Annotated in this window: 21 protein-coding genes, 1 tRNA gene, 5 pseudogenes and 1 riboswitch; of the genes and pseudogenes, 10 read left to right on the top strand and 17 right to left on the bottom strand. The window is 66.9% G+C overall.

Annotation, left to right across the window (positions count from 1 at the left end; translation table 11 throughout):
* Window positions 1–122: 122 nt before the first annotated feature.
* Complete coding sequence (locus AC07OQ_RS13030; protein WP_495053551.1) at window positions 123–311, top strand: hypothetical protein; 189 nt, start codon at window positions 123–125, stop codon at window positions 309–311.
* Window positions 312–694: 383 nt separating this feature from the next.
* On the opposite strand, the gene AC07OQ_RS13025 is transcribed toward AC07OQ_RS13030, so the two are convergent.
* Window positions 695–1,366 (bottom strand): LysR substrate-binding domain-containing protein, encoded by a 672-nt coding sequence (locus tag AC07OQ_RS13025; protein WP_495053550.1) that lies wholly within the window; start codon window positions 1,364–1,366, stop codon window positions 695–697.
* On the opposite strand from AC07OQ_RS13025, the gene AC07OQ_RS13020 reads away from it, so the two are divergent.
* Window positions 1,271–2,044: a Bug family tripartite tricarboxylate transporter substrate binding protein gene (locus tag AC07OQ_RS13020; RefSeq protein WP_495053549.1), complete on the top strand. Its 774-nt coding sequence runs from the start codon at window positions 1,271–1,273 to the stop codon at window positions 2,042–2,044. The two genes, AC07OQ_RS13025 and AC07OQ_RS13020, sit on opposite strands and share 96 nt — an antisense overlap.
* On the opposite strand, the gene AC07OQ_RS13015 is transcribed toward AC07OQ_RS13020, so the two are convergent.
* Window positions 2,032–3,252: an MFS transporter gene (locus tag AC07OQ_RS13015; RefSeq protein WP_495053548.1), complete on the bottom strand. Its 1,221-nt coding sequence runs from the start codon at window positions 3,250–3,252 to the stop codon at window positions 2,032–2,034. The two genes, AC07OQ_RS13020 and AC07OQ_RS13015, sit on opposite strands and share 13 nt — an antisense overlap.
* A gap of 96 nt (window positions 3,253–3,348) precedes the next feature.
* Here AC07OQ_RS13015 and AC07OQ_RS13010 point away from each other — a divergent pair, with 96 nt between their 5' ends.
* On the top strand, window positions 3,349–3,948 hold the full coding sequence (locus AC07OQ_RS13010) for a TetR/AcrR family transcriptional regulator (protein WP_495053547.1): 600 nt from the start codon (window positions 3,349–3,351) through the stop codon (window positions 3,946–3,948).
* Window positions 3,949–4,108: 160 nt separating this feature from the next.
* Here AC07OQ_RS13010 and AC07OQ_RS13005 read toward each other — a convergent pair whose 3' ends face one another.
* The 3 genes and pseudogenes from AC07OQ_RS13005 to AC07OQ_RS12995 all read right to left on the bottom strand — a co-directional run bounded on the left by AC07OQ_RS13005 (window position 4,109) and on the right by AC07OQ_RS12995 (window position 6,249).
* Window positions 4,109–5,056, bottom strand: coding sequence for a D-2-hydroxyacid dehydrogenase family protein (locus tag AC07OQ_RS13005; protein ID WP_495053546.1), 948 nt, complete (start codon window positions 5,054–5,056; stop codon window positions 4,109–4,111).
* An 80-nt stretch (window positions 5,057–5,136) separates the two neighbouring features.
* Window positions 5,137–5,259 (bottom strand): annotated as a pseudogene (locus AC07OQ_RS13000) (IS5/IS1182 family transposase); the annotation flags it as partial.
* A gap of 21 nt (window positions 5,260–5,280) precedes the next feature.
* The gene (locus tag AC07OQ_RS12995) at window positions 5,281–6,249 is read right to left on the bottom strand and encodes a helix-turn-helix domain-containing protein (RefSeq protein WP_495053545.1); all 969 of its coding nucleotides are present in this window, start codon (window positions 6,247–6,249) and stop codon (window positions 5,281–5,283) included.
* A 249-nt stretch (window positions 6,250–6,498) separates the two neighbouring features.
* Here AC07OQ_RS12995 and AC07OQ_RS12990 point away from each other — a divergent pair, with 249 nt between their 5' ends.
* Window positions 6,499–7,065, top strand: coding sequence for a hypothetical protein (locus AC07OQ_RS12990; RefSeq protein ID WP_495053544.1), 567 nt, complete (start codon window positions 6,499–6,501; stop codon window positions 7,063–7,065).
* A gap of 156 nt (window positions 7,066–7,221) precedes the next feature.
* Here AC07OQ_RS12990 and AC07OQ_RS12985 read toward each other — a convergent pair.
* From AC07OQ_RS12985 to AC07OQ_RS12960, 6 genes and pseudogenes are all read right to left on the bottom strand, one after another.
* A pseudogene (locus AC07OQ_RS12985) lies at window positions 7,222–7,590 on the bottom strand (DDE-type integrase/transposase/recombinase); the annotation flags it as partial.
* A 74-nt stretch (window positions 7,591–7,664) separates the two neighbouring features.
* A complete protein-coding gene (locus AC07OQ_RS12980; RefSeq protein ID WP_495053543.1) occupies window positions 7,665–8,288 on the bottom strand; it encodes a PLP-dependent transferase in 624 nt (207 codons plus the stop codon).
* Window positions 8,177–9,526, bottom strand: a pseudogene (locus tag AC07OQ_RS12975) (aldehyde dehydrogenase family protein). The gene AC07OQ_RS12980 and the pseudogene AC07OQ_RS12975 overlap by 112 nt, the downstream one beginning before the upstream one ends.
* Window positions 9,523–10,389, bottom strand: a complete 867-nt coding sequence (locus AC07OQ_RS12970) for a PhzF family phenazine biosynthesis protein (RefSeq protein WP_495053542.1) — start codon at window positions 10,387–10,389, stop codon at window positions 9,523–9,525. The pseudogene AC07OQ_RS12975 and the gene AC07OQ_RS12970 overlap by 4 nt, the downstream one beginning before the upstream one ends.
* Window positions 10,386–11,108, bottom strand: a complete 723-nt coding sequence (locus AC07OQ_RS12965) for a transporter substrate-binding domain-containing protein (RefSeq protein WP_495053541.1) — start codon at window positions 11,106–11,108, stop codon at window positions 10,386–10,388. The genes AC07OQ_RS12970 and AC07OQ_RS12965 overlap by 4 nt, the downstream gene beginning before the upstream one ends.
* Window positions 11,105–12,289 carry a pyridoxal phosphate-dependent aminotransferase gene (locus AC07OQ_RS12960; protein WP_495053540.1) on the bottom strand — a complete coding sequence of 395 codons (1,185 nt, stop codon included), beginning with the start codon at window positions 12,287–12,289 and terminating at the stop codon, window positions 11,105–11,107. The genes AC07OQ_RS12965 and AC07OQ_RS12960 overlap by 4 nt, the downstream gene beginning before the upstream one ends.
* A gap of 140 nt (window positions 12,290–12,429) precedes the next feature.
* On the opposite strand from AC07OQ_RS12960, the gene AC07OQ_RS12955 reads away from it, so the two are divergent.
* Window positions 12,430–13,896: an aminotransferase-like domain-containing protein gene (locus AC07OQ_RS12955; RefSeq protein WP_495053539.1), complete on the top strand. Its 1,467-nt coding sequence runs from the start codon at window positions 12,430–12,432 to the stop codon at window positions 13,894–13,896.
* Between the two features lie 116 nt (window positions 13,897–14,012).
* Here the strand turns inward: AC07OQ_RS12955 and AC07OQ_RS12950 are convergent.
* The 3 genes and pseudogenes from AC07OQ_RS12950 to AC07OQ_RS12940 all read right to left on the bottom strand — a co-directional run.
* Window positions 14,013–14,201: pseudogene (locus tag AC07OQ_RS12950) on the bottom strand (transposase); the annotation flags it as partial.
* A gap of 97 nt (window positions 14,202–14,298) precedes the next feature.
* Complete coding sequence (locus AC07OQ_RS12945) at window positions 14,299–14,475, bottom strand: Arm DNA-binding domain-containing protein (RefSeq protein WP_495053554.1); 177 nt, start codon at window positions 14,473–14,475, stop codon at window positions 14,299–14,301.
* Window positions 14,476–14,791: 316 nt separating this feature from the next.
* Window positions 14,792–14,882 (bottom strand) — tRNA-Ser (locus AC07OQ_RS12940).
* Between the two features lie 106 nt (window positions 14,883–14,988).
* Window positions 14,989–15,140, top strand: a riboswitch (FMN riboswitch).
* A 108-nt stretch (window positions 15,141–15,248) separates the two neighbouring features.
* On the opposite strand from AC07OQ_RS12940, the gene ribB reads away from it, so the two are divergent.
* Complete coding sequence (gene ribB / locus AC07OQ_RS12935) at window positions 15,249–15,941, top strand: 3,4-dihydroxy-2-butanone-4-phosphate synthase (protein ID WP_495053538.1); 693 nt, start codon at window positions 15,249–15,251, stop codon at window positions 15,939–15,941.
* A gap of 150 nt (window positions 15,942–16,091) precedes the next feature.
* On the opposite strand, the gene AC07OQ_RS12930 is transcribed toward ribB, so the two are convergent.
* Both AC07OQ_RS12930 and AC07OQ_RS12925 read right to left on the bottom strand, forming a co-directional pair.
* Complete coding sequence (locus tag AC07OQ_RS12930; protein ID WP_495053537.1) at window positions 16,092–17,009, bottom strand: SPFH domain-containing protein; 918 nt, start codon at window positions 17,007–17,009, stop codon at window positions 16,092–16,094.
* 38 nt (window positions 17,010–17,047) lie between these two features.
* Entirely contained in the window at window positions 17,048–17,473 is a 426-nt protein-coding gene (locus tag AC07OQ_RS12925) for an NfeD family protein (RefSeq protein ID WP_495053536.1), read from the bottom strand.
* 147 nt (window positions 17,474–17,620) lie between these two features.
* Here AC07OQ_RS12925 and AC07OQ_RS12920 point away from each other — a divergent pair, with 147 nt between their 5' ends.
* Window positions 17,621–19,885: an Orn/Lys/Arg family decarboxylase gene (locus AC07OQ_RS12920; protein WP_495053535.1), complete on the top strand. Its 2,265-nt coding sequence runs from the start codon at window positions 17,621–17,623 to the stop codon at window positions 19,883–19,885.
* Between the two features lie 130 nt (window positions 19,886–20,015).
* Here the strand turns inward: AC07OQ_RS12920 and fabI are convergent, their stop codons facing one another.
* Window positions 20,016–20,798, bottom strand: a complete 783-nt coding sequence (gene fabI / locus AC07OQ_RS12915; RefSeq protein ID WP_495053534.1) for an enoyl-ACP reductase FabI — start codon at window positions 20,796–20,798, stop codon at window positions 20,016–20,018.
* 228 nt (window positions 20,799–21,026) lie between these two features.
* On the opposite strand from fabI, the pseudogene rimP reads away from it, so the two are divergent.
* The 3 genes and pseudogenes from rimP to infB form a co-directional block, all read left to right on the top strand.
* Window positions 21,027–21,539 (top strand): annotated as a pseudogene (rimP, locus tag AC07OQ_RS12910) (ribosome maturation factor RimP); the annotation flags it as partial.
* A 128-nt stretch (window positions 21,540–21,667) separates the two neighbouring features.
* A complete protein-coding gene (gene nusA / locus AC07OQ_RS12905; RefSeq protein ID WP_495053533.1) occupies window positions 21,668–23,146 on the top strand; it encodes a transcription termination factor NusA in 1,479 nt (492 codons plus the stop codon).
* A gap of 64 nt (window positions 23,147–23,210) precedes the next feature.
* A complete protein-coding gene (gene infB / locus AC07OQ_RS12900) occupies window positions 23,211–26,225 on the top strand; it encodes a translation initiation factor IF-2 (protein ID WP_495053532.1) in 3,015 nt (1,004 codons plus the stop codon).
* Window positions 26,226–26,359 lie beyond the last annotated feature (134 nt).

Below are 26,359 nucleotides of genomic sequence, written 5' to 3'. Positions count from 1 at the left end.
CCAGCTGATCGCCCGTCTCGGGCAGTGCCCCTGCTGCGGCCGGGCAAGCGAAAGACTCAATTTGTGACACAGTAAGACTAAGGGATGACAGGAAACTGCCTGCACGAGTCACGGTCGTGCGCTTGGCTGAATCCCAGCTTGAGCCGCTCGGCCTTTACGTGAATCGCCGGCATGTTTCCGATGAAGACCTGCAGCAGGTCACACGCCATCTAGAGGCGCTGAAGCGCGACGGGCGCGTGGTGGCGGCCTATCTCCGTCATGTCGGTGAGATCGAAACTCGACGTTTGTCTCCTAAGGGCGCAGGTCGCTGACGGCCCGCCACCGCGTGATGCCGCCACCGCATTTCGGCCGGGCCGGCAGATTGCCAGCCAGAGAGGAACTGCTTCGTCGGCATGCGGATGGGGAACGCGAGTTTCCGGAAACGAATTTGTCTGGTGAGACCTTTTCGGGAGCGATGCATCGATGCTCGATGTGCCGGGTGCCCTGTAGGCAGGTCGGCGCAGAGGGGAGGGCGCAGCAAGGGCCTGGGCGCAAGCGTTTCCGCCGTCGCTTATCAAGCGCGTGTCTTGAGCTCCAGTCGAGCGCGAAGCTGTTTCCTGGAGTTGTCCAGCGGCTTCACGCCATAGGCACCCAAACGCGCAGGCGGCCGATATCCCCAGGTCGGTCGTGGCGGAGCAGCGGCAGGCCGGCTTGTTCAGTCGTCCGCCTTGTGCGGAAGCCCGGCACTCGAGCTACGGGATCGGGCGGCCTGCTCGATCATGGCGACCAGTGCGGCCGCCGCGGGTGACAGGGCGACTCGATCGCGCATCGCCACAAGCAGCTTGCGCTCGGTGCGCATCCCCGTGAGCGGGACGATCTGCAGCCCGAAGGCCAGGGCATTGGGCGAAGCGCCGAGCCGCGGCAGGATCGCGACGCCAAGGCCCGATGCAACGGACCGCGCCATGGCGTCGAAGCTGCGTACCTGGGCGCGGATCCGCAGCGGCTTGTGCAGGGTCTCGGCCGAAGCCGAGAGATGCCGGGTGAGGGCGGTCGAGCGGCCGAGCGCCACCAGGTCGTGATCAAGCACGCGCTCCAGCGCAACGCTCGCCAGTTGGGCGAGCTCATGCGAAGGTGAGGCCAGCAGTACCAGTTCGTCGGTGTAACAGACCAGGGTCTGCAAGCCCTCGCAGGAAGTGTTTTCGCCGATCACGGCCAGCTCGGCGGCGCCCCTGGCGACCGCGCGCACCGCGTCTTCGCTCAAGGCGTCCTCCAGGTCGAGCACCACGCGGGGATGCGACTTGACGAAGTCTCCCAGGAGCTGGGGAAGGAAGCCGCCGAAGGCCGAGGTGTTCGCCCACAGTCGCAGATGGCCGCCGCTGCCTACCACACGGGCAACCCGGCGTTGTTTGCCAAGCTGCCCTGGGCGCAGAAGGATCTCACTCCGGTAGCGCTGCTCACCGTGGCCACCAACGTGATCGCTGTCCATCCGTCCGTGTCACCCAACACGCTGAAGGACTTCATCGCCTATGCCAAGGCCAACCCCGGCAGGCTGAACTATGCATCGCAGGGCAACGGCTCGCTTTCGCATCTGGGCACGGCTCTGCTGGAGCAGAGCACCGGCATCGATATGGTTCACGTGCCCTACAAGGGCTCCGGCCCGGCGATACAGGACGTGCTGGCAGGAGCGGTCCAGGTCTTCATGAGCACGCCGCCTTCGGTGATGCAGCATGTGCGCGTCGGCAAGCTCAAGGCCTATGCCGTCACCGGCCAGACGCGCCACCCAGGCCTGCCGGACGTGCCGACCACCGCCGAGGCGGGCCTGCCGGACTTCATGCTCGAGGCTTGGGTCGCGTTGTTCGCCCCGGCCGGGACGCCGGCGGCCGTCGTCGCGCAACTCAGCGAGCAGGTCAAACGCGCATTGCGGAGCCCGGAGGCGCAGGCCAACGCCATCAAGCAGGGCATCGAACTGCGCTACCTCGGCCCGGACGCGCTCGCGGCGCTGGTGACCAAGGAGACCGATCACTGGGGCAAGCTGATCAAGACCCGCGGTATTCAGGCCGACTGAACCGCGGCGTCCCGGCGCATCAGCAGCAGGGCCGTCGCGGCCTGCACCATCAGGGTGGTGCCGAGGCCGATCGCCGTGGGGCGCAGGCCGAAGAGGCCCGCGCTCAGGCCCGCGCCGATCGCCGGCAGGCTGAAGGCCAGATAGCTCAGGGCGTAGAAGCCGGCCATCAGCCCGGCGCGCTCATGCGCCTGCGCGAGCGCGCCGAGGCTGCGCAGCGAACCGTTGAAGGCGGAGCCGAAACCGAGACCCGCGACCGCGGTGCCGAAGAAGAAGGCGGCGGTCGAATTCAGCTGCATGCCGGCCAGACTGAGACCGAGGCCCAGGGCCAGCCCCGCCGCACCCCAGGCGAGCGCGAATCGCGGCGGCCGCTGGCGCACGAGCAGGATAGCCGCGGCACTGCTCAACACCATCGCGGTGATGAGCAGGCCGCCCACCATCGGGGCATCGTTTCCTGTGACGATGCGGGCCAGCGTCGGCCCGAGCGACAAGTAGAAGCCGCCGAGCGCCCACTGTGCGGTGTTGACCGGCAGCACCTGCCACAGCGTTGCCCGGGCCTGCGGCGGGATCGCGATGCGCGGCCTGAGCGAGCGCCACGCGCCGGGCCGTCGCGTGGCGGTCTCCGGCAGGTACAGCGCCGCCACGATCTGCACCGCGAAGACCAGTACCAGCAGGTCGAACACCAGGCGCGTGGGCGCGGGGGCGAACTGCACCAGCGCGCTGGTGCCGAGGGCTCCGGCTGCCATCCCGATCATGGGTGCAACGCCGCTCACGAGTGAGCCGCGTTCACGGTGCAGGTCGAGCAGGCCGGCGCTGAGCGCGCTGGTCGCGATGCCGGTGGCGATGCCCTGCAGGATGCGCGCCGCCAGCAGCCACGCCACGGAGTCCGCGGCCCAGAACAGCACCGTTGCGGCGAGTTCCAGCACCAGCGCTCCGACGATCACGTCGCGCCGGCCGCGGTGGTCGGATAGCGCGCCGAACACCAGCAGCGCGGCCAGCAGCGCGAACGCATAGCTCGAGAAAATCACCGTCAGCGTGAGGGCCGAGAAGCCCCAGGCCTCTCGATAGAGGGCGTAGAGCGGTGACGGTGCGGTGGACGCGGCCAGGAAGCTGACGAGCAGCGAGGCCTTCAGCCACAAGGCGCCGCCAGGGGGGAGGCGTCTTTGCGGCCAAGAGGCGGCTGCCTTGACGTTCGCGGTGGTGGGGGCCATACATATCCTCTGCATGCGTTAAACGCAAAATAATTGCGTTTGTGGATTTGGCTGGAATCTATCACTAACGCGAAATCTTTGCGTTAACATGGGTGCATGAACACCCGATCCACCCCGCGTCCGGGCGGACGCAGTGCACGTGTGCAGGCGGCCGTCCATCGCGCAACGAAGGAACTGATCGCAGAGCAGGGACGAGCCGCACTGGCCGTGCCCTTGATTGCGGCGCGCGCGGGTGTCACGCCATCGACGATCTATCGGCGTTGGGGCGACCTCACCGAACTGTTGGCCGACGTCGCCCTCGAGCGCCTGCGGCCCGACAGCAGTCCGCTGGACACCGGCACCGTGCAGGGCGATCTGCAGGCCTGGGCCGACCAGTACCGCGACGAGATGGGCTCCGAACTAGGGCGCACGATGTTGCGCGACGTCATTTCGGCGCGAAGTCCCGAGGAACTCGAGATCCCGTGCCCATGCGCGGAGATTGTTGCGGGGCAGATCGGTGCCATCGTCGAGCGCGCCAGGGCGCGGGGGCAGGACGCGCCCGAGGTCGAGTGGGTAATGGACAAGTTGGTTGCCCCTATCGTCTACCGCTCGCTCTTCGGCCTGGCGCCGATCTCGCCGACGCAAGTGCGTTCGCTGGTCAAGGTTTGCCTGAGTGGGGAGCGAAGGCCGGGCTCCGGCCACAGCCCGTCCGCGTGAGTGCGGACATAGATGCCGTGCATTGACGACGGCGCATGGCCAACTTCAGGGGCTCCGGAGCGGCGATCGCAGGCTTGCTGTCGCACCACGCGGATGCCTGCCGCAGGCCTCTCCTGAGCAACTTCCGATGCCCGACAAATGCGCTCCCCGAGGAGGCTCCTTAGGTCCCTTGAGTACCAGGACGGGTCACCAGCCACTCTCGAATATGAGCTGCAGCGTCCTGATAGAACACCTTGTAGAGGTCGTCGACGACGTAGCCGATATGCGGCGTCGGCAGGATGTTCTTTGCCGACCGGAATGGATGATTCGACGGCAAGGGTTCAACATCAAAGACGTCAACCGCGGCCGCAGCAATCCATCCTTGTTCCAGTGCCTGGATCAGCGCCGTCTCGTCGACCAACGCACCGCGCGACGTATTGATCAAGACGGCGCCACGCTTCATCTGTGACAGCAGATTCGCATCCACAATGCCGCGCGTTCGGCGACTGAGCACCAGATGGATGGAAAGCACGTCGGCCTGCGCGAACAGTTGCTCCTTCGACACCAGCTTGGCACCGGCCTCCTCGGCGCGTTCGGTGGTCAGGTTTTCGCTCCACGCAATCACCTCCATCCCGAAGGCCCTGCCAATCCTGGCAACCTCGGACCCGATTCGGCCCAAGCCCAGAAGTCCGAGCTTCTTGCCAAAGAGCCCCATACCGATGGAGGTTTGCCAACCGCCCAGGCGCACGCTCGCGATCTCATCGGCGACATGCCGCGCCGCCGCCAAGATGAGCGCCCATGTCATCTCGATGGCGGGCGCCGAGAAGTACCCGGTGTGGGCAACCTGGACTCCGTGCTCACTGGCAGCTTGCGTATCGATCGAGGCGTTGACGCTCCCTGTCGAAACGATCAGGCGCAAGTTCGGCAGGCGCTCGATGAGCGCACGTGAAAGGGGAGTGCGCTCTCGCATGACGCACAACACCTCAAATGGCTCCAGGCGTCTCGCCAGCGTGTCCTGGTCGGTCACGTGATCCCGGAATACCTCGATGTGCGCCTTGGCCGCGATATCCGACCAGTCCGCCATTTCGAGCGCGACTCCCTGGTAGTCGTCGAGAATTGCAATTCGCATGGTTTTCTTCCTTGGCCTTGCGGCCAGCTGACTTGCGTTGAAAGTCAGGCGGCAGCGCGTTCTGCGTACGAAGGATTGCCGAACGCAGCGAGCCAGGCATGCGTTCGCTCGACCACCCAACGGTGACGCCCGAGCCGATCATTGCGCTCTACGCCTCGGCGTGCAATGCGTGACGCGATGCCATGCCGGCGCAGATGCAGCCGGTGAGGCCATGCCGGCCTGACTCACACCAACTGGCCTCCACGAAAGCCGGCGTGATTCACAGAGCGCCCAAGCGACTCCGAAGGGAATTCCCCGAAGAGGGCCTTGTAGTCAGCCGAGAAGTGGCTCAGGTGGTTAAAACCTCTCGCGAGAGCAGCTTGGGTGACGGATATCGCGCCAGGCTGAGCCGTCACAAGCTGCCGACGAACAGCGTTCAAGCGCAGGCTCCGCAGGTAGTGCACAGGCGTTGTGTCCGCGACCGACCTGAAGCTGTTTTGAAGAGTGCGTCTGCTGGTGCGCAGCCGAGCACAAAGCTCCTCGATGCTCGGCGGAGCATCGCCGCTGGCCAGAACGAGCTGGTGGCATCGGGCAACCATGGCGCTCGCGGCGCCACTTCCAAGGGACTGGTACGTCTCCGCGGCGGAGGCGAAAACTTCTGTCAGCGCGTGGAATGCGAGACAGCTCGCGGAGACCATGGGAGCTGCGGGCTCGGTACTTGTCGCAAGACGTGAGATTTCCGTGAGCATGGTGCGCAACCGCATCAGCGATCCGGGCTCGCAGTCGACGACGGCGCGGGGTAGCAGCGCCATGGCATGCCGTGACCAGGGAATCTGATCGCACTGAAGTCTGAAGTCTTCCACGTCAAAGGTTACGGCCAGCAGCTCCATCCCCCCAGGGCGCTGCAACGAGAACTCGTCACGTTCCCGAAGAACGACGAGCCTGTTCTCAAGTAGCTCTCGGCCCTGCATGCGCGGCGTCTCATCGAGTGGATGAGCCAAGGTGGCGAAGCAGATCTTGCCTGGCGGAAGGCAACCTTCCTGCGCGACGCGCTCACTCATCCACTTGCGAAAGATGTGAATACCGTCGGTAGTCACCGCCATGAGCCGGCTATGCATCTTGCCGCTGGACAACTGGGTGTAGCGCTGGTTCCACTCTGGTGCCGATGCGCCGTAGATGTGGAAGTCTTCGAAGGTGTCTCGCTGATAAGACATGGCGTCGGCTCCGTATCGACCCGATGAAGCGCTCCAGCGGCGTCGAATTGCCGATTCTGGATAGTCCAGGGGACTGCTGTTCTCAATACTAGGTCCCTCCCAAGTCAAGAAGGTAGCGAGCGCATGAAAGAACGTGGCAATGCACTACGAACGTACGGATTTACTGCGGGATTCCTCGTGTGCGTGCTGGCTCTTGGTGGGTGTAGCACAAGCATGAGCACCGCATCAACGACATCTACAGCGCAGACCATGAACATCGATCAAATCAAGAGCGCCCTTGTGGGGGAATGGGTAAGCATCGCCCCGGAGATCAGGCCTAGCGCGTTCAAGAACGCGGATGGCAGCCTGAAGCCGTTCTACCTCAGTCGAGACTTCAAGTACTTCGCGGGTGACCGGTTTGAGCTGACCATCGTCAACTCGGCGGATCCCCTGGGCAAGGCGCCCTTGGCTCGGATTGTCATCAGAGGGCACATGCTGTGGCGAGGGGATCACCCCGTCGCGGCGGGCGCCCAGAAGGTTGACTTCGTCGCTGACGAGGCCTATGAAGTCACGCCGCAGCACCCGGGCTTTGTGGATCTGCTCAACAAGGTAGCAAGCAACGGCTACGCGAAGTGGGAGGCCAACGGGACGCAGAGCATCTTCGGGAAGTCGTTCGCGCCGTTCGGGCTGGTCGAGGGCAGGAACTTCATAGAGTACGACCTCGTCTACATTCATCGTGACCAGCTCTATTGGGGCTCGCGAAACATCGACGGACGCGGGTTCGACTCGGAAGCGAACCGTCCTACCAACTTGCAGATTCCGCTGGTTCGGAAATAGAGCGGAAGCGCAGGCCGCCTGCGCGTAGAGGTTGGTTCTGACCTGCCCCCTCCCGCCGTACCAGTCAGGCGGAAGTCCGGGTTGAAGGTTACTTGATCTCGTTGCTTGAAGCCCGTGGCAGCCGGTTGTTGTTCCGGTGGCGTTGAGCAAACTCCGCCGGCGGTAGCCGCGGAAGAGCGCAGCCCGGTCCAGCAGCCGCGTCACGTACTTGCCCGAGATGCCGTAGTCCACTGCGATGTCCACACACTCGTGCGAGAAATCGTCGGCCACGGTCAGACACTTGATGCGTCGGCCATTTGCCAGGCTGTCGGAAACGAAGTCCATGCTCCACACCTCATTGACGCGGCTGGCCACCGTGAGCGGCACCCGCTCGCTGGCCGCGCGTCTGACCTTCTTGCGCTTGCGCACCGCCAGCTGCGCCTGGCTGTACAGCCGATAGACGCGCTTGTGGTTCACGCCCGGGAACTGCGGGCGCAGCAGGTCGTGGATGCGGCGATAGCCGAAGCGCCGCCGTATCCGCAATAGGACCGATGCCTAAAGGTGCGACTCCGTATGTGTCAGCCCCTTGGCCACTCGGCGCCGCGCCCGAGGATGCAGGTTCAGACAGGCCCGAGCGTGTCTTCAAGCGCCGCCCGGATGTCGGTGATCAGGTCGTCCGCGTCTTCCAGGCCTATCGACAGGCGCAGGTGGCCCCAGGTCTGGAATTCTTGCGGGTAGCACCTGGACCCGCGTCGTGCCTCCTTCCCAACGTGCACGATCAGCGTCTCGTCGTGGCCCAGCGAGACCGCCGACGTGATGAGGCGCAGGCTCGCGACGAAGCGGTTCTGCAGCGCCGGCCCGCCCCTGACCGCAAAGGCCATGACGGCACCATAGGCCGATCCCCCGAACTGGCGCGAGGCCAGCTCATGCTGCGGGTGCGATGCCAGCCCCGGGAAGGCCACGAAGGCGACGCGAGGGTCGCGTTCCAGGAACTCGGCCACGGCCTGCGCCGTGGCGAGGTGCCGGGCCAGGCGCAGCGGCAGCGTGGTGGAGCCGCGCATGATGAGCCAGGCGTTGAAGGGCGAGATGGAGCCGCCCACGTCCACCAGCGCATCGTTCTTCAACTGGCGGATCAGCTCGGGTCGGCCGATGACGGCGCCGCCCATCGCGTCGCCATGGCCGTTGATGTACTTGGTGAGCGCGTGGGCGACGAAGTCCGCCCCATGTGCCAGGCCGCGGAACATGGGCGGCGGCGTGAAGGTGGCGTCGACGGACAGCAGGGCGCCGCGGGCGTGCCCGCGTGCAGGCTGTAGGCCGGTGCGTTGGCGAGCGCCAGCGCCTGCTCCAGGCTGTTCACCTTCTGCAGCACGACGACCGGGCCGAAGACCTCGTCGCATCACAGCGCGCTGTTGAAGCTCGTGCCCTCCAGCACGGTGGGCGCGTAGAGTGCGCCGTTGCGCACATGGCCGCACAGCAGCATGGCGCCTTCGCGCAGCGCGGCGTCCACGACGGCCTGAGTGCGCGCGGCGGCCTGGGCGCTGATCATGGGGCCTACGTCGGTGTCGGCCAGCGCCGGGTTGCCCACCTTCAGCGCCAGCGTGCCCTCCACGAAGCGGCGCCTGAACTCGTCATACACCGGCGCATGCACCAGCAGCCGCTGCGTGCCGATGCAGTTCTGGCCCGAGGCCCAGAAAGCGCCGGAGATGCAGGACGCGACCGCATCGTCCAGGTCGCAGTCGCCCAGCACGATGACCGGCGCGTTGCCGCCCAGGTCCATGGCGAGCTTCTTCAGGCCCGCGGCGCGGGCGATCTTCTCGCCGGTGGCGAAGCCGCCCGTGAAGGACACCATGCGCACGCCGCGCGCCGACACCAGCGCCTCGCCCAACGCCGCGCGGCCGGTCGCGACCGTCACCACGCCGGGCGGCAGCCCGGCCGCTTCCAGATAGGCCAGGAGCCGCATGGCCGACAGCGGCGCCAGCTCCGAGGGCTTGATGATGGCCGCGTTGCCGCCCGCGATGGCCGGCCCCAGCTTGTGCGCCGCGAGGTTGAGCGGGTCGTTGTAGGGCGTGATGGCGACGATGACGCCCAGCGGCTCGCGCGTGAACCAGCCCTGGCGGTTCTCCGAGCCGGCATAGGCATCGAAGGGGATGACCTCGCCCGCGCTGCGCCGCGCCTCGTCGGCACTGAGCCGCAGCGTGTTGATGCAGCGCAGCACCTCCTTGGCGGCCTGCCGTATCGTCTTGCCGGTCTCGGCGACGATCAGGTCCGCAAAGGCTGCCTTGTCGCGGTCGATCAGCGATGCGCACGCATCCAGCACGCGGGAGCGCTCGTGCCGGGACAGGGCCCGGCAGGCGCGCGCGCCCTCGTCGGCGGCCTGCAGCAAGGCCGGCGCGGCCTCGGGTGGCGTGTCGACGACGCTGCCTACCGCGCTGCCGTCGAAGGGGTTGCTGACCGTGATGCGGCCCGGGGCATCATGCGTCATGGCGCCAGCCGCCCGTCCACGCAGGTGATGCACGCGCCACCCACGCTCACCCGCCCGTCCGCATCCACCCGCACGTGCACGCGCCCGTCCCGCCCCACGCGCCGCCCCTGGGCGGCCACGTAGGCCGCGCCGCCCGCGGGCAGCAGGCCGCGCGCCCACAGGAAGGCCGCCACGCTGGCGTTGCCGCTGCCGCAGACGGGGTCTTCCTCCACGCCGCAGGAGGGGGCGAAGGCGCGCACCTCGACGTCGGCCTCGCCGCCTTGCGGGTAACGGCCGAAGACGCACAGGCCCGTGACGCCCAGCCGCCGTTCGAAGGCCGCTAGGCGCGCGAAGTCGGGCTTCAGGTCCAGCACGGCCGCGGCATCCGCCATCGGCAGGATCACCCAGACGGGCCCCACGTCCACCCGGGCCGGCGCGGCATCGCGCCGCAGCGGGCCGCCCACGATGCGCTCCAGCTCCGCCATGTCCTCGGCCGCCAGCGGCGCGATGCGGGAACCGGGCAGCACGAAGGTGAACTCGCCGTCCGCCACCGTCACCTCCACCAGGCCGATGGTGCACTGCTGCACCAGCCGGCCGCCTTCGCGCAGCGTGGCCCGGCCCGCCTCCAGGATGGCGTGCGCGCTGCCCAGCGTGGGGTGGCCGGCAAAGGGCAGCTCGCTGCGCGGCGTGAAGATGCGCAGGCGATAGTCCGCGGCCGGCGTGGTGGGCTTGAGAACAAAGGTCGTCTCGGACAGGTTGGTCCAATTCGCGATGGCCTGCATGGCCTCGTCGTTCAGGCCGTCGGCGTCGAACACGACGGCCACGGGGTTGCCGCGCAACGGCTGGCGGGTGAAGACGTCCACCACCTTGTAGTCGTGCTTCATTGCGGCCTCGACAGTGCGGCGTCGATCTCGGTGGCGGTGATGCCGTACTTCGCCATGCGGGCGCGATGGTCGGCCGAGCCGAGGTAGCGGCGCAGTTGCTCGTTGACGGCTTGCCGCAGCGCCTGGTTGCCGGGAGCGAACGAGTAGGCGCCGACGGGCGGCGCGGCCCCTTCGTCCACGGCGTGGGCAACGGCCTCCACGGTCGGGTTGGCCCCGGCCGCGGCGCGGTTGCCGATGGCCGTGGCCGCGAAGGCGTCGATCTTGCCCGCCACCAGCGCGGCAATGGCCTCGGGCTGGTTCCTGAGCACCACGAGCTGGCTGCCCGCCACACCCGCCGCTTTTGCGGAGTCGACCTGCACCTGGCCGGCGATGATGCCAAGCCGCGCGTCGGCCCGCGCCGCCAGCGCCGCGTAGCCGGTGAGCGCCTTGGGGTTGCCGGGGCGCACCAGGAAGCCGTCGCCCAGCGCCCATACGGGCCGGCTGAAGGCGACGTGCCGCGCGCGCTCCGGCGTCACGAAGATGGGCACGTTCATGTCCCAACGGCCTTGGCTGACGCCGGGCAGGAACTCGTCGAACGACGTAGGCATGTGCTCGATGGCAGTGGCGCCGATGGCGCGCAGCACGACCTCGGCCAGTTCGATGTCGGCGCCGGTGACGCTGCCGTCCCGGGCCGTCCAGTAGAACGGCGGCTCTTCGATGTAGGCGATGCGGATCTTCATTCAGCGTCTCCGGTGGCGTCCAGCGCGGCCGACAGCACGGCCGACAACGCGGCCAGCGCGGGGCCCAGGCGGCCGGGCGGGAGGTAGCCGAAACCCAGTCGGAACACGCGCTCGCTCTCGCCGAACCAGGCACCCGAGGCCAGTTGCAGTTCATGCGTTGGCAGCAGGGCCCAGAAGCGCGCGACGGCCGCGTTGTCGAACTTGTCGGCGCGCAGGCGCAGGCAGCACAGCGCTCCGCCGTCCGGGCGTATCCACTCGATGCGGCCGCGTTCGGCGTCGCACCAAGCGGCCAGCGCCACCAGGCTTTCAGCCAGCAGACGGCGGCGCGGTGCCAGCACGGCCTCGCGCTGGCGCAGCAGCGCGGCGGCCAGGGCATCATCCAGCACCGAGCCGCAGATGACGGTGTTCATCTTGGCGACGGTAAGGCGGGCGCGCAGGTCGGCGTCCGCCACGGTGAGCCAGCCCGTGCGTAGGCCCGGCGCACCCAGCGCCTTGGACACGGACGATCCCGTGACGATGCGCGGATGCAGCCCGGCGAAACTGTCGGGCGCGGCCTCGCCGCCGTAGGTGGCTTCGCGGTAGGTTTCGTCGATGAACAGGATGGCCTGCGGTGCGCGCGCCTCCAGCAGCGCGAGCAGTTGCTCCACCGCGGTGCGCGGCGTGCGCACGCCGCTGGGGTTCTGCGGCGAGGCCAGGCTAACGAGCCGGGTCTTGGGCGAGAGCTGGGCTGCGAGGGCGTCCAGGTCCAGCCGGTAATCGTTCTCGAAGGTCAGCCGCACCTCGCGCACGGTGACGCCGGCGCCCGTGAGGCAGTCGCGGCTGGGCGGGAAGCAGGGCGTCACCAGGACCGCCTCGTCGCCGGGCCGGCAGGTCTCGAAGGCCAGCAGGAACAGGCCCAGCGCCGTGCCCACCGTCGTGACGACGTGTTCCGCCGGCACCTGGCAGGTCTGGGCGATGGCCTCGCGCAGCTGCTGCGACCCGGCCGAGCGGCCGTAGCCCAGCTTCAGGCCGCGCACGGTGTCCAGCCCGGCCAGGTCCAGCACGTCGCCCGCCGTCAGATCCTGCGAGGTGCTCTCCGCCAGGTTGAACGGCCGGTTCACGTCCAGCAGGGAAATGATCTCGTTGTAGGGGAAGCGGCCTTGCCACTGCGCCGTCACGGTCTGGTCTTCAAGCACCTTCATTCGTTCACCTCAAGCGTCGGGGTTGCGGGAATGAGAGGCATCCTAGACACAGCCCCGCAATCGCAACAGCCACAATTTTTTGCTGTTTGAACCAGCACAGTTGTACGCCATCCCAGGGCGATTCGCCGACAATCCGGGCCATGGAAACCGCACTCCGCGTCCCAGGCCCTGCACAGGCTTCTACGCTGTACCGCTACGAGCAACTGGCCGACCTCATCGTCGGCATGATCGACAAGGGCACGCTCATGCCCGGTGCGCGCCTGCCTTCGGTGCGCGCGCTCAGCGAGGAGCACGGCCTGTCGGTCTCCACCGTGCTGCAGGCCTATCGCTGGCTGGGGGACCGCGGCGTGCTGGTGGCGCGGCCGCAGTCGGGCTTCTATGTCGCGGCGACGCAGGGCGGGTCGCTCGCGCTGCCGTCCACGCCACGGGGGCGCGCCAAGGCGTCCACCGTGTCCATCAGCGGCGCCGTGGTGGGCCTGCTGGAGCACGCGTCCAACTCGGCGCTGGTGCCGCTGGGCTGCGCCGTGCCGGACGCGACGCTGCTGCAAAGCCAGCGGCTGGACCTGGCGCTGGCTCGCGCCGCCCGCCAGCATGGCGCGCGCTACAACGTCTACGGCGCGCCGCGCGGCGACCTGCGGCTGCGCCGCGAGATATCCCGCCGCGCGCTGCGCACCGGGCACGCGCTGTCGCCGGACGACGTGATCATCACCAGCGGCTGCACCGAGGCTGTGACGCTCGCGCTCACCGCCGTCGCCCAGCCTGGCGACACCATCGCCGTGGAGTCGCCCACCTACTTCGGGCTGCTGCACACGCTGGAGGTGCTGGGCCTGAAGGCGCTGGAGCTGCCCACCGACCCGACGCATGGCGTCAACGTCGAGGCGCTGGCTCGGCTGCTGGAGACGGAGCCCGTGGCGGCCTGCATGCTGTCGTCCAGCTTCAGCAACCCGCTGGGCTCGCTGATGCCCGAAGCCAAGAAGCGCGAGCTGCTGGCCGTGCTCGGCCGGCACCGCGTGCCCTTGATTGAGGACGACGTCTACGGCGAAATCCACTTCACCCGCGAGCGGCCCAAGCCTTTCATCGCGCTAGACGGCGGCGCCAACACGATCTACTGCAGTTCTTTCTCCAAGAGCCTGGCGCCCGGCTACCGCATCGGCTGGATCGCGCCGGGGCCCTATGCGCAGCGGGTGATGGACCGCAAGCTGGCCTACAGCCTGTGCGGGCCTGTACTGCCTCAGGTGGCGATTGCCGAGTTCCTCGACAGCGGAGCGTTCGATGCCCACATGCGCCGGTTGCGCCGCCTACTGGAGGACAACCTGCTGCGCCTGTCCCGCGCCATCGAGGTGAGCTTCCCGGCCGAGACGCGCGTGAGCCGCCCCGCCGGCGGCTTCGCGCTGTGGGTGGAACTGCCCCGGGGTTTCGACTCCCGCGCCCTGTTCGACACCGCGCTGGAGCACGGCATCTGCTTTGCGCCGGGCGACGTGTTCTCCGCCAGCCGGCGATTCAGAAACTGCCTGCGCCTGAGCGCGGGCAGTACCTGGAGCGAGCGCATCGAGCAGGGCGCGCAGCGGCTCGGCGAACTCGCGCGGGCCCAATTGTTGAGGATGTAGAGCCACTTTGGGCGAAACTCACCCGGTGCTGGTCAGCACTGCCGCAGCTTCGACAGGAAGGCGTCGACCTGGTGCTTGCGTCGCCCGCGAGGTGAGCATACGGATCTCTGCGGTTTCAGACTACGCATGTACTCTGTCCAGGACGGCTCGGCCTCGCTGGCTCCGACCTTCATGTCCAGCACTTCCCGTTGGCCTTCGGTGTTCACACCCATGGCCACTATCGCCGCCACGCTGACGATCCGCCCGGCCTCACCTGTCTTGACGCAGGTGGCGTCGATCCACAGGTACGGCCAATCGCCGTCCAGCGAGCTGGCCGAGACGCTACACGCGAACGGCTGCCACCTGGGCGAGCACGAACTGCGGGCATTTGGAGTTGTTCGTGGAACTGCAGCGCTGGCGACGCTAGAGCTTCGCGGGAGCCGTCGCCGCAGGACGACGGGCAGCACCGGCAGGCGCCGGGGCCGACAATCTGCGCGCGGCATCGAGGTCGACGGCCTGCAGAGGCCCTAGCCCCATTTCGCGCGACCGGCCGTTCAGGCGGTAGCGGAACAGCCAACTCTTGGCACACCCTGGCGAAATCTGGAGGTACAGATTCCCCCGTCCGCGTAGTTGCCCGGCTTTCTGGTGTTCTTGACGTCTAGGGGCTCAGACGGTGGATGGCATGGGCGCCTTGCTTCTTGGCCATGGTGACTTCTCCAAAAGGCTACCCACAAAATTTCGAGCGGCTCGAAATTCCTACCCCCAAAATCTACCCCCAAAGTCACCCCCAAAAAAGGGCTGGAAGCAATGGGATCTTGGGGGACGGCTTGGGACGCCGCTATCGGCCTGGAGAAGGCCATTTCCCTATGAAGCAGGCAAAAAGAGACCGGCTCTGGGCCGGTCTTTTTTATTCAACTGGCGGAGAGGGCGGGATTCGAACCCGCGGTGGGCTATTAACCCACACACGCTTTCCAGGCGTGCGACTTAAACCGCTCATCCACCTCTCCGAAGCCCATCATCATAGCGCAGTTTTCGGATGCTTCCGGAATTCAACGCCAGGCTGCGTGTGACGAATGACTCGGGTAGCATGGCGGCGCCGGCCTCGAGGCCGGTACACGTCTTCAGGGCGGGGTGGAATTCCCCACCGGCGGTATGCCGACCTCGGTTGGTGAGCCCGCGAGCGCCTGTGCCTCCCCGGTGCAGGGTCAGCAGATCTGGTGCGATACCAGGGCCGACGGTCACAGTCCGGATGAAAGAAGATGTGCCGACGCATGCTGGCGTCGCGGCGTGGGCGCTCGTGCGTCCCCGGTGCGGCGTGGACCTTGCGTTTGCGCGCCCTGAAATGTCTTCTCTCCAACGCGAGGAGCGTTTCAATGTCTCAACAATCTTTCTCTACGACTTTCATCCCCGATGCCGGGGCCTGCAGCGAGCAGGAGATCCTGCGCATGCCCGGCCGCCTGGCCGCTGCCTTGCTGGCGATGCGCGCGGGCCGCCCGGTGCTGCTGACCGACGACGGCGACCGCGAGGACGAGGCCGACCTGATCGTCGCGGCCGAAAGGCTCACCGAAGTGACCATGGCCCTGCTGATCCGTGAATGCAGCGGCATCGTCTGCCTGTGCCTGCAGGATGCGCAGATCCGGCGCCTGGCCCTGCCGCCGATGGTGGCCGAGAACCAGAGCCGCTATGGCACGGCCTTCACGGTCAGCATCGAGGCGGCGCAGGGCGTCACGACCGGCGTCAGCGCGGCCGACCGCCTGACCACGGTGCGCGCCGCGATCGCGCCCGATGCGCAGCCCGAGGACTTGGCGCGGCCCGGCCATGTGTTCCCGCTGCGCGCCCAGCCCGGCGGCGTGCTGGCGCGGCGCGGCCATACCGAGGGCTCGGTGGATCTGGCCCTGATGGCGGGCCTGTCGGGCGCGGCGGTGCTGTGCGAGCTGATGAATGCCGATGGCACGATGGCGCGTGGCGCCCAGGTGCAGGACTTCGCCGAGCGCCACGGCCTGCCGCTACTCAGCGTGGCCGAGTTGGCCGACTATCGGCGCGAGGGCTGGCGCCAAGCCGCCTGACACGGCCCACCCCCTACGCGCGCGCCCCTCAAGGGGGCACCGGCCGCCCGGCAAAGCCGGATCGGCGGTGCCCTGCTTGGGAATGCATCCGCGGCACCCTCGGGGCCGTGGAGGTTGGGGCGCCGGTTGGGGCGCCGGTTAGGGCGCAGGTTAGGGTGCCGTCTTGCCGGCTCCCCTCATCAGCGCCATCGCGGTGCCGATCAGGCCGCCGACCTCGCTCATATTGCCCGGCACGATCATCGTGTTGTTCTTCTGGGCGAGCTGGGCGTAGGCGTCGACGGCCTTCTCGGCCACCTTCAGCTGCACGGCCTGCTGGCCGCCCGGCTGTTCGATCGAGGCGGCGATCTTGCGGATGGCGTCGGCCGTCGCCTCGGCCACCGCGGTGATGGCGGCGGCCTCGCCCTGAGCCTTGTTGATCTCGGCCTGCTTCTCGCCCTCGGAGCGGGCGATCGCGGCCTCGCGCTCGCCGGTGGCGATATTGATCTGCTCCTGGCGCCGGCCCTCGGAGGCGGCGATCAGCGCGCGCTTCTCGCGCTCGGCGGTGATCTGGGCCTGCATCGAGTGCAGGATGGCGGGCGGCGGGGTCAGGTCCTTGATCTCGTAGCGCAAGACCTTGACGCCCCAGTTCAGTGCGGCCTCGTCGAGTGCCTCGACGACCGAGGTGTTGATGACCGCGCGCTCCTCGAAGGTGCGGTCCAGCTCCATGCGGCCGATCACGCTGCGCAAGGTGGTCTGGGCCAGTTGGGTGATGGCGACGATGTAGTTGCTGGAGCCGTAGCTGGCGCGCATCGCGTCGGTGACCTGGAAATAGAGGATGCCGTCCACCGTCAGCTGGGTGTTGTCCTTGGTGATGCAGACCTGGCTGGGCACGTCCAGCGGGATCTCCTTGAGCGAATGCTTGTAGGCCAGGCGGTCGACGAAGGGCACCAGGAAGTTCAGCCCCGGCGTCAGCGTGCCGTGGTACTTGCCCAGGCGCTCCACGACCCAGGCGTTCTGCTGCGGCACCACCTTGACGGCGCGGGCGATGAAGATGGCCGCGATGACCAGCAGCACCAGTGCGATTTCCATGCTCTATTTCCTCCCTGCTTGTGTTTAGCGACGAGTTCTCAGCGGTCCAGCACCAGACAGCTGCCCTCGACCGCACGGATGATGTGACGGCCGGCCTGCGGCGGGTCCGCGCCCTGGTAGCGGGCGCGCCATTCGGCGCCGCGGTACTTGATGGTGGCATGGCCGTCCGGGCCCCATTGCTCGACCAGCACGGTCTGGCCGATGTCCAGATTGACGTCGGGATTGGTCGATGGCGGCGTCTTGGGGCGGCGTTCGCGCCGGCGGTGCCACAGCGCCACGGCCGCGCCGCCCACGACGGCGGCCACGACGATCTGGGCGCTCAGCCCCAGGTCCAGGTGGGCGGCCAGCGCCGCGGCGGCTGCACCCAGGGCCAGCATCAGCAGATAGAAGGTGCCGGTGGCCAGTTCCACCGCCACCAGCAGGCCGGCGGCGATCCACCAGAGGGTGGCCTGATTCATGTCCATGTCACCTCCCGTTTGTCATGATCTCGGTCCAGTGTAGCCGTCCTGTTTGTGCGAAAAAGCGGGCGGGCGGCGGCGCGACGGCGGCGCTTGGCCCTACACTTCGCGCCTTCCATTTTTTGCTGTTCACCCCGCCCTCGGAGGCCCTGCATGCTGCGCTTTCGCTTCCCCATCGTCATCATCGACGAGGACTATCGCTCCGAGAACACCTCGGGTTTGGGCATCCGTGCCCTGGCGGACGCCATCCAGAAAGAGGGCTTCGAGGTGCTGGGCGTCACCAGCTATGGCGACCTGAGCCAGTTCGCCCAGCAGCAGAGCCGGGCCAGCGCCTTCATCCTGTCGATCGACGACGAGGAGTTCACGCCCGGCCCCGAGCTGGATCCGGCGGTCGTGAACCTGCGCAAGTTCATCGAGGAGATCCGCTTCAAGAACGCGGACATCCCGATCTATGTCTACGGCGAGACGCGCACCAGCCAGCATCTGCCCAACGACGTGTTGCGCGAGCTGCATGGCTTCATCCATATGTTCGAGGACACGCCGGAGTTCGTGGCCCGCCACATCATCCGCGAGGCCAAGAGCTATCTCGATGGCCTGGCGCCGCCCTTCTTCAAGGCGCTGATGGACTATGCGCAGGACGGCTCCTACAGCTGGCATTGCCCGGGCCATTCCGGCGGCGTGGCCTTCCTGAAGAGCCCGGTGGGCCAGATGTTCCACCAGTTCTTCGGCGAGAACATGCTGCGCGCCGACGTCTGCAATGCGGTGGAGGAGCTGGGCCAGTTGCTGGACCACACCGGCCCGGTCGCGGCCTCGGAGAAGAATGCCGCGCGCATCTTCAATGCCGACCATTGCTTCTTCGTCACCAACGGCACGTCCACCTCCAACAAGATGGTCTGGCACCACACGGTGGCGCCGGGCGACGTGGTCGTCGTCGACCGCAACTGCCACAAGTCGATCCTGCATTCGATCATCATGACCGGCGCGGTGCCGGTCTTCATGACGCCGACGCGCAACCACTACGGCATCATCGGCCCGATCCCGGAGAGCGAGTTCTCGCCCGAGAGCATCAGGAAGAAGATCGCCAGGAACCCGCTGCTCAAGGGCGTGGATGCGAAGAAGGTCAAGCCGCGCATCATGACCCTGACGCAGAGCACCTACGACGGCGTGCTCTACAACACCGAAACGATCAAGAGCAAGCTGGACGGCTGGATCGACACCCTGCATTTCGATGAGGCCTGGTTGCCGCATGCCGCCTTCCACAACTTCTACGGCTCGTATCACGCGATGGGCAAGAACCGCCCGCGCCCGAAGACGGCCATGGTCTATGCGACCCAGTCGACCCACAAGCTGCTGGCCGGCCTGAGCCAGGCCTCGCAGGTGCTGGTGCAGGATTCGCAGAACGTCAAGCTGGACAAGCATCTGTTCAACGAGGCGTACCTGATGCACACGTCCACGAGCCCGCAGTATTCGATCATCGCCAGCTGCGACGTGGCGGCCGCGATGATGGAGCCGCCCGGCGGCACCGCGCTGGTGGAGGAGAGCCTGGCCGAGGCGCTGGACTTCCGTCGCGCGATGCGCAAGGTCGAGAAGGACTACGGCAAGGCCGACTGGTGGTTCAAGGTCTGGGGGCCGGACAAGCAGCTGGCGGCCGAGGGTGTGGGCAAACCGGCCGACTGGATGCTGAAGGCCAACGAGAAGTGGCACGGCTTCGGCCCGATCGAGGCCGGCTTCAATATGCTGGACCCGATCAAGTCCACCATCATCACGCCCGGGCTGGACATGAGCGGCAAGTTCGCCAAGAGCGGCATCCCGGCCAGCATCGTCACCAAGTTCCTGGCCGAGCATGGCGTCGTGGTCGAGAAGACGGGTCTGTATTCGTTCTTCATCATGTTCACGATCGGCATCACCAAGGGCCGCTGGAACACGCTCCTGACCGCGCTGCAGCAGTTCAAGGACGACTACGACAAGAACGCGCCGCTGTGGCGCATCATGCCGGAGTTCGTTGCCGCCCAGCCGCGCTACGAGCGCATGGGCCTGCGCGACCTGTGCCAGAGCATCCACGAGGCCTATGCCCAGGGCGACATCGCACGCCTGACCACCGAGGTCTATCTGTCCGACCTGGAGCCGGCGATGAAGCCCAGCGACGCCTATGCTCATATCGCGCAACGCAAAACCGAGCGCGTGGACATCGACAAGCTGGAAGGCCGCGTGACGACCTCGCTGCTGACGCCGTATCCCCCGGGCATCCCGCTGCTGATTCCGGGCGAACGCTTCAACAAGAAGATCGTCGACTACCTGAAGTTCACCCGCGACTTCAACGCCAAGTTCCCCGGGTTCGCCACCGATGTGCACGGGCTGGTGGAAGAGAAGGGCGAGGACGGCAAGTCGCGCTACTACGTCGACTGCGTCGCAAATTGATGATTTGAGTTGAGTCGCCCGCCGGGCCGCCCCAAGGGTGATTCCAAAAAAAAGGCGCCGGTCAAGCCGGCGCCTTTTTGCATCCCCTCGGGGGATCGGCCAGGTATGCCCTGGCCGAGGGGCTCAAGTTTCAGGCTTCGCCCGCCAGGGCGACATGGCTGAAGCCGCCGTCCACATAGATGATCTCGGAGCTGATGCCGCCGGCCAGGTTGGAGAACAGGAAGGCGGCGGTATTGCCGACGTCGTCGATCGTCACATTGCGTCTGATCGGCGTGCTGGCGGCAAACTGGGTCAGCAGCTTGCCGAAATCCTTGATGCCCGAGGCGGCCAGGGTCTTGATCGGGCCGGCCGAGATGCCGTTGACCCGCACGCCCTTGGCCCCCAGCGAATGCGCCAGGTAGCGCACGCTGGCTTCCAGCGAGGCCTTGGCCAGGCCCATGGTGTTGTAGTTGGGCACGTAGCGCTCGGCGCCGAGATAGGACAGGGTCAAGAGCGATGCCCCGGCGCGCAGGCGCGGCGCGGCCGCCTTGGCCATCGCCGGGAAGCTGTAAGCCGATATGTCGTGAGCGATGCGGAAATTCTCGCGCGTCAGGCCCTCGAGGAAATCGCCGGCAATCGCCTCGCGCGGCGCGAAGCCGATCGAATGCACGAAGCCGTCGAATTCGGGCCAAACCTCGCCCAACTGGGCAAACAGGCGCTCGATCTGGGCATCGTCGCCGACGTCGCAGTCATAAATCAGGCTGGAGCCAAACTCGGCGGCAAACTCCGTAATGCGCTCCTTGAAGCGTTCCCCCACATAGCTGAAGGCGAGTTCCGCCCCCTCGCGGTGGCAGGCGCGGGCGATGCCATAGGCGATCGAGCGGTTGGACAGCACGCCCGTGATCAGCAATCGCTTGCCGGCGAGAAAACCCATGGTGGCTCCTAATCATTAAAATCGGGGTCGGATTTTCGCATGGCAAGGGCGTCGCGCAAGTCCAGTGGCTTGCCGGCATGGTGCTTGCATAGTACAATCCGCGCTTCGCTGAGAAGCTCCAAGCAGCGATCAATGCGAAAAGTAGGTGGGCGGATTCATCCAGCCCATTTTTTTTGCTTGATCTTTTTTAACGTTCCGCTTTCGTTCAAGTACCAAAGACACGCACGCATGAGTTGGCAAGCCGCTGTTGAGAAGACCGTGACCGGCCTGGGCTATGACCTGGTGGACTGCGAGCGCAGCGCCGGTGGTTTGCTGCGCGTGTACATCGACAAGCTGCCCGAGCAGGCGCTGTCCGGTGCGGTGATCACAGTGGACGATTGCGAGAAGGTGACCCGCCAGCTGCAATATGTGCTGGAGGTCGAAAACGCCGACTATCAGCGCCTGGAGGTGTCTTCGCCCGGGCTGGATCGGCCGCTCAAGCGCGCCTCGGACTATGCGCGCTTCGCCGGCGAACAGGTCGAGATCACCCTGAAGCTGGCCTTCCAGGGGCGCAAGAAGTATCGCGGCCAGTTGCAGGCCCTGGGCGAGGGCGGCGGCGAGGGCTGGCGCGTCGTGTTCCACGACGGCAAGGTCGAGCAGGCATTGGATTTTTCCCTTGAAGAGGTGCGCGATGCGCGGCTGGTGCCCGCCGTGAACTTCAAGGGGCGCAAGACGGGCGGCGCCAACGGCGTCGCACCGGACAAGACAAGCAAGGCCGCCGGCAAATCTGCGAAGAAGAAGCAGAGCAATGCCAAGGCCAGGCAGCAGACGGCCGATGAGGAGCCGGTTGCCGCCGACAAGGATGACAAGGTTGACGGAGGTCTCGATCAATGAACCGCGAACTGTTGATGCTGGTGGACGCCATCTCGCGCGAGAAGAGCGTGGAGCGCGATGTGGTGTTCGGTGCGGTGGAAGCCGCGCTGGCCTCGGCCACCAAGAAGTTGTATGGCGGCGAGGTAGACATCCGCGTCTCGGTTGACCGCGATTCCGGTGCTTACGAGACCTTCCGTCGCTGGCATGTCGTGCCCAACGAGGCCGGCCTGCAGAATGCCGACGCCGAGATCCTGCTGTTCGAGGCGCAGGAACAGATCGCCGACATCGAGGTGGATGACCACATCGAGGAGCCGGTCGAATCGGTACCCATCGGTCGCATCGGTGCCCAGGCCGCCAAGCAGGTGATCCTGCAGAAGATCCGCGACGCCGAGCGCGAGCAGCTGCTGAACGACTTCCTGTCGCGTGGCGAGAAAATCTTCATCGGTACGGTCAAGCGCCTGGACAAGGGCGACATCATTGCCGAGTCGGGTCGCATCGAAGGCCGTCTGAAGCGCGGCGAGATGATCCCCAAGGAAAACCTGCGCACCGGCGACCGCGTGCGCGCCGTGATCCTGGGCGTCGACCCGACCCAGCGCGGCCCGCAGATCATGCTGTCGCGTTCCAGCGGCGAGTTCATGAAGGAGCTGTTCGCCCAGGAAGTGCCGGAAATCGAGCAGGGCCTCTTGGAGATCAAGAGTTGCGCCCGCGATGCCGGCAGCCGCGCCAAGATCGCCGTGCTCTCGCATGACAAGCGGGTCGACCCGATCGGCACCTGCGTCGGCGTGCGCGGTTCGCGCGTCAACGGCGTGACCAACGAGCTGGCCGGCGAGCGTGTGGACATCGTGCTGTGGTCCGAGGACCCGGCCCAGTTCGTGATCGGCGCGCTGGCGCCGGCGAATGTGCAATCGATCGTTGTTGATGAAGAGCGCCACGCGATGGATGTGGTGGTCGACGAGGAAAACCTCGCGATCGCCATCGGCCGCGGCGGCCAGAACGTGCGGCTCGCTTCCGAGCTGACCGGCTGGCGCATCAACATCATGTCGGCCGAGGAATCGGCCGCCAAGCAGGAGCAGGAATCGGAATCGGTGCGCAAGCTTTTCGTCGAGAAACTCGACGTCGACGCCGAAGTCGCCGATATCCTGATCGCCGAGGGTTTTACCAGCCTGGAAGAAGTGGCCTATGTGCCTATGCAGGAAATGCTGGAAATCGAGGCCTTCGACGAGGACACGGTCAACGAGTTGCGCACCCGTGCCAAGGATGCGCTGCTGACCATGGAAATCGCCCGCGAGGAAAAGGTCGAGGAAGTGTCCCAAGACCTGCGCGATCTGGAGGGTGTGACGCCCGAACTGATCGCCAAACTCGCCGACGGCAATATCCATACCCGCGACGACCTGGCCGATCTGGCCGTCGACGAACTCGTTGAACTGGCCGGCATGGACGAGGCCCAGGCCCGCGCCATGATCATGAAGGCCCGCGAACATTGGTTCACCGCCTGAGCCCTGGTGGCCGGCATGACCCAACGATTCGCCCAGCACAGAACGCAAAGTTAAGGACCCCACAATGGCTGTGACTACCGTCGCCCAGTTCGCTGCAGAGCTTCAAAGGCCTGCGAGCACGCTGCTTGAGCAGCTGCAAGCAGCGGGCGTCAAGAAGGCGTCTGCGGAAGACGCCCTGAACGAAGCCGACAAGGAACGTCTGCTGGACTACCTGCGCTCGGCGCATGGCACGTCCGGCGCCGACCGCAAGAAGATCACGCTGACCCGCAAGTCGACCAGCGAGATCAAGCAGGCCGATGCCAGCGGCAAGGCCCGCACCATCCAGGTGGAAGTGCGCAAGAAGCGCACCTTCGTCAAGCGCGACGATACCCCGGGCATGGACGAAGCGGCCGTGGCCGCCGCCGAGGAGGCCGAGCTGCAGCGCCGCGAAGAGGAAGCCCAGGCCCAGGCCGAGGCCCTGCGTCGCCAGGAGGAAGAACTGGCGGCCCGCATGCGTGAGCGCGAGGAAGCCGAGCGCAGCGCCAAGGAAGCCGAGGAGCAGCGTCGCCAGGAGCGCATCGCCGCCGAGGCGCGCGCCGCCGAGGAAGCCGCCGCGCGCGCCGAGGCCGAGGCCGCCGCCGCCAAGGAAGCCGCCGCCGCCGCCAAGGCGAGCGCCAAGGACGCGGCCAAGGACGCCGCCGCCGCGATCAACAAGGCCATGAACAAGGGCAAGTCGGCGCCGGTCGCCGCTGCTCCGGCGCCTACGCCCGCGCCCGCCCCGGTCGAGCCCGTGGCTGCGGCCCCGGCAGCGCCCGCGCCGGCCCCGGCACCTGCCCCGGTCGAGCCGCCCAAGCCCGCGCTGCGCGTGATCAAGGCCGTCGATGTCGGCGCCGAGGAAAAGCAGAAGCAGGTCGACCTGGAGCGCCGCCGCAAGGCCGCCGAGGCCGAAGCCGCCGCCATTCGCGCGATGATGAACGCGCCGAAGAAGGTGCTGATCGCCAAGAAGCCCGAGGAGCCCAAGCCCGCCGCGGCCGAGATCAAGGGCACGATCCACAAGAAGCCGGGCACGCCGGGCGCCGCCACGCCGGCCGCCGCGGGCGCCGGTGCGAAGCCGGGCGACAAGAAGTCGGTCAAGTCCGAGAAGCTGTCGTCCAGCTGGGCCGATGATGCCGCCAAGAAGCGCGGTCTCAAGACCGTGGGCGCCGGTGCGCCCGGCGCGGCCCGTCCGGGCGGCGGAGGCTGGCGCGCCCCCACCCGGGGCGGCGCGGGCGGTCGTCGCGGCGGACGCGACGATCGCGGCGCATCGCAGTCCAACTTCGTGGCCCCGGTCGAGCCGCAGATCCAGGAAGTGCATGTGCCCGAGACCATCTCGGTGGCCGATCTGGCCCACAAGATGTCGGTCAAGGCCTCCGAGGTGATCAAGCAGCTGATGAAGTTGGGCCAGATGGTCACGATCAACCAGCAGCTGGACCAAGAGACGGCCATGATCCTGGTCGAGGAAATGGGCCACAAGGCCTTCCCGGCCAAGCTGGACGATCCGGACGCCTTCCTGGAAGAGGAAGGCCAGGCCGCCGAGCAGGAGTACGAACTGCTGCCGCGCGCCCCGGTCGTGACCGTCATGGGTCACGTCGACCATGGCAAGACCTCGTTGCTGGACTACATCCGCCGTGCCCGCGTCGCCGCGGGCGAGGCCGGCGGCATCACGCAGCATATCGGCGCCTACCATGTCGACACGCCGCGCGGCATGATCACCTTCCTGGACACCCCGGGCCACGCGGCCTTCACGCAGATGCGTGCCCGCGGCGCCAAGGCCACGGACATCGTCATCCTGGTGGTGGCGGCGGACGACGGCGTGATGCCCCAGACCAAGGAAGCCATCCACCATGCCAAGGCGGCGGGCGTGCCCATCGTCGTGGCCATGACCAAGATCGACAAGCCCGATTCCAATATCGAGCGCCTGAAGGGCGAGCTGGTCGGCGAACAGGTGGTGCCGGAAGACTTCGGCGGCGATTCGCCCTTCGTCGGCGTCTCCTCCAAGACCGGCCAGGGCATCGACGAGCTGCTGGAGCAGGTGTTGCTGCAGGCCGAGGTGCTGGAGCTGAAGGCTGCCAAGGAATCGATGGCCAAGGGCCTGGTGATCGAAGCCAAGCTGGACAAGGGACGCGGCCCGGTCGCGACCATCCTGGTGCAGACCGGTACGCTGAAGCGCGGCGACGTGGTGCTGGCCGGTTCGACCTATGGCCGCGTGCGCGCCATGCTCGACGAGGACGGCAAGCCCGCCACCGAGGCCGGTCCGTCGATCCCGGTGGAGATCCAGGGTCTGACCGAGGTGCCGCAGGCCGGCGACGAATTCATGGTGCTGGCCGACGAGCGCCGCGCCCGTGAAATCGCCACCTTCCGTTCGGGCAAGTACCGCGACGTCAAGCTGGCCAAGCAGCAGGCCGCCAAGCTGGAATCCATGTTCGAGAACATGGGCGCCGGCGATGTGCAGTCCTTGCCGCTGATCATCAAGGCCGACGTGCAGGGCTCGCAGGAGGCGCTGGCTTCCTCGCTGCTCAAGCTGTCGACCGACGAGGTCAAGGTGCAGATCGTGCACGCGGCGGTGGGCGGCATCAGCGAGTCGGACGTCAACCTGGCGATCGCCTCCAAGGCCGTCATCATCGGCTTCAATGTGCGTGCCGATGCCGGCGCGCGCAAGCTGGCCGAGGGCAATGCGGTCGACCTGCGCTACTACAACATCATCTACGACGCCGTGGATGAGGTGAAGGCGGCGATGGCCGGCATGCTGGCACCGGAGCAGAAGGAAGAAGCCCTGGGCACCGCCGAGATCCGCGTGGTCTTCGTGGCCTCGAAGATCGGCACGGTGGCCGGTTCGATGGTCACATCCGGCCTGGTGCGCCGTGGCGCCAAGTTCCGCCTGCTGCGCGAGAACGTGGTCATCTACACCGGCGAGGTCGACTCGGTCCGCCGCGAGAAGGACGACGTCAAGGAAGTCAAGGAAGGCTTCGAGTGCGGTATCAAGCTCAAGAACTACAGCGAGATCAAGGAAGGCGATCAGCTGGAATTCTTCGAGATCAAGGAAGTGGCACGGACCCTCTAAGGCCCCTCGGTCGCTTCCGCTCCTGCCCCCAAGGGGCGCCGCCCGCGCCTTGGGGCGGCCCTGCGGCGGGGCGTGGCTTGATCCACAAACCCCGCCTGCTGTTCAGGCGGGGTTTGCCTTTGGAAGTCTGAATC

Source organism: Roseateles sp. GW821-FHT09B06, from assembly GCF_059418245.1.
The sequence above is the reverse complement of the archived record's forward strand: the minus strand, read 5'-3'. Positions and strand labels throughout refer to the sequence as shown.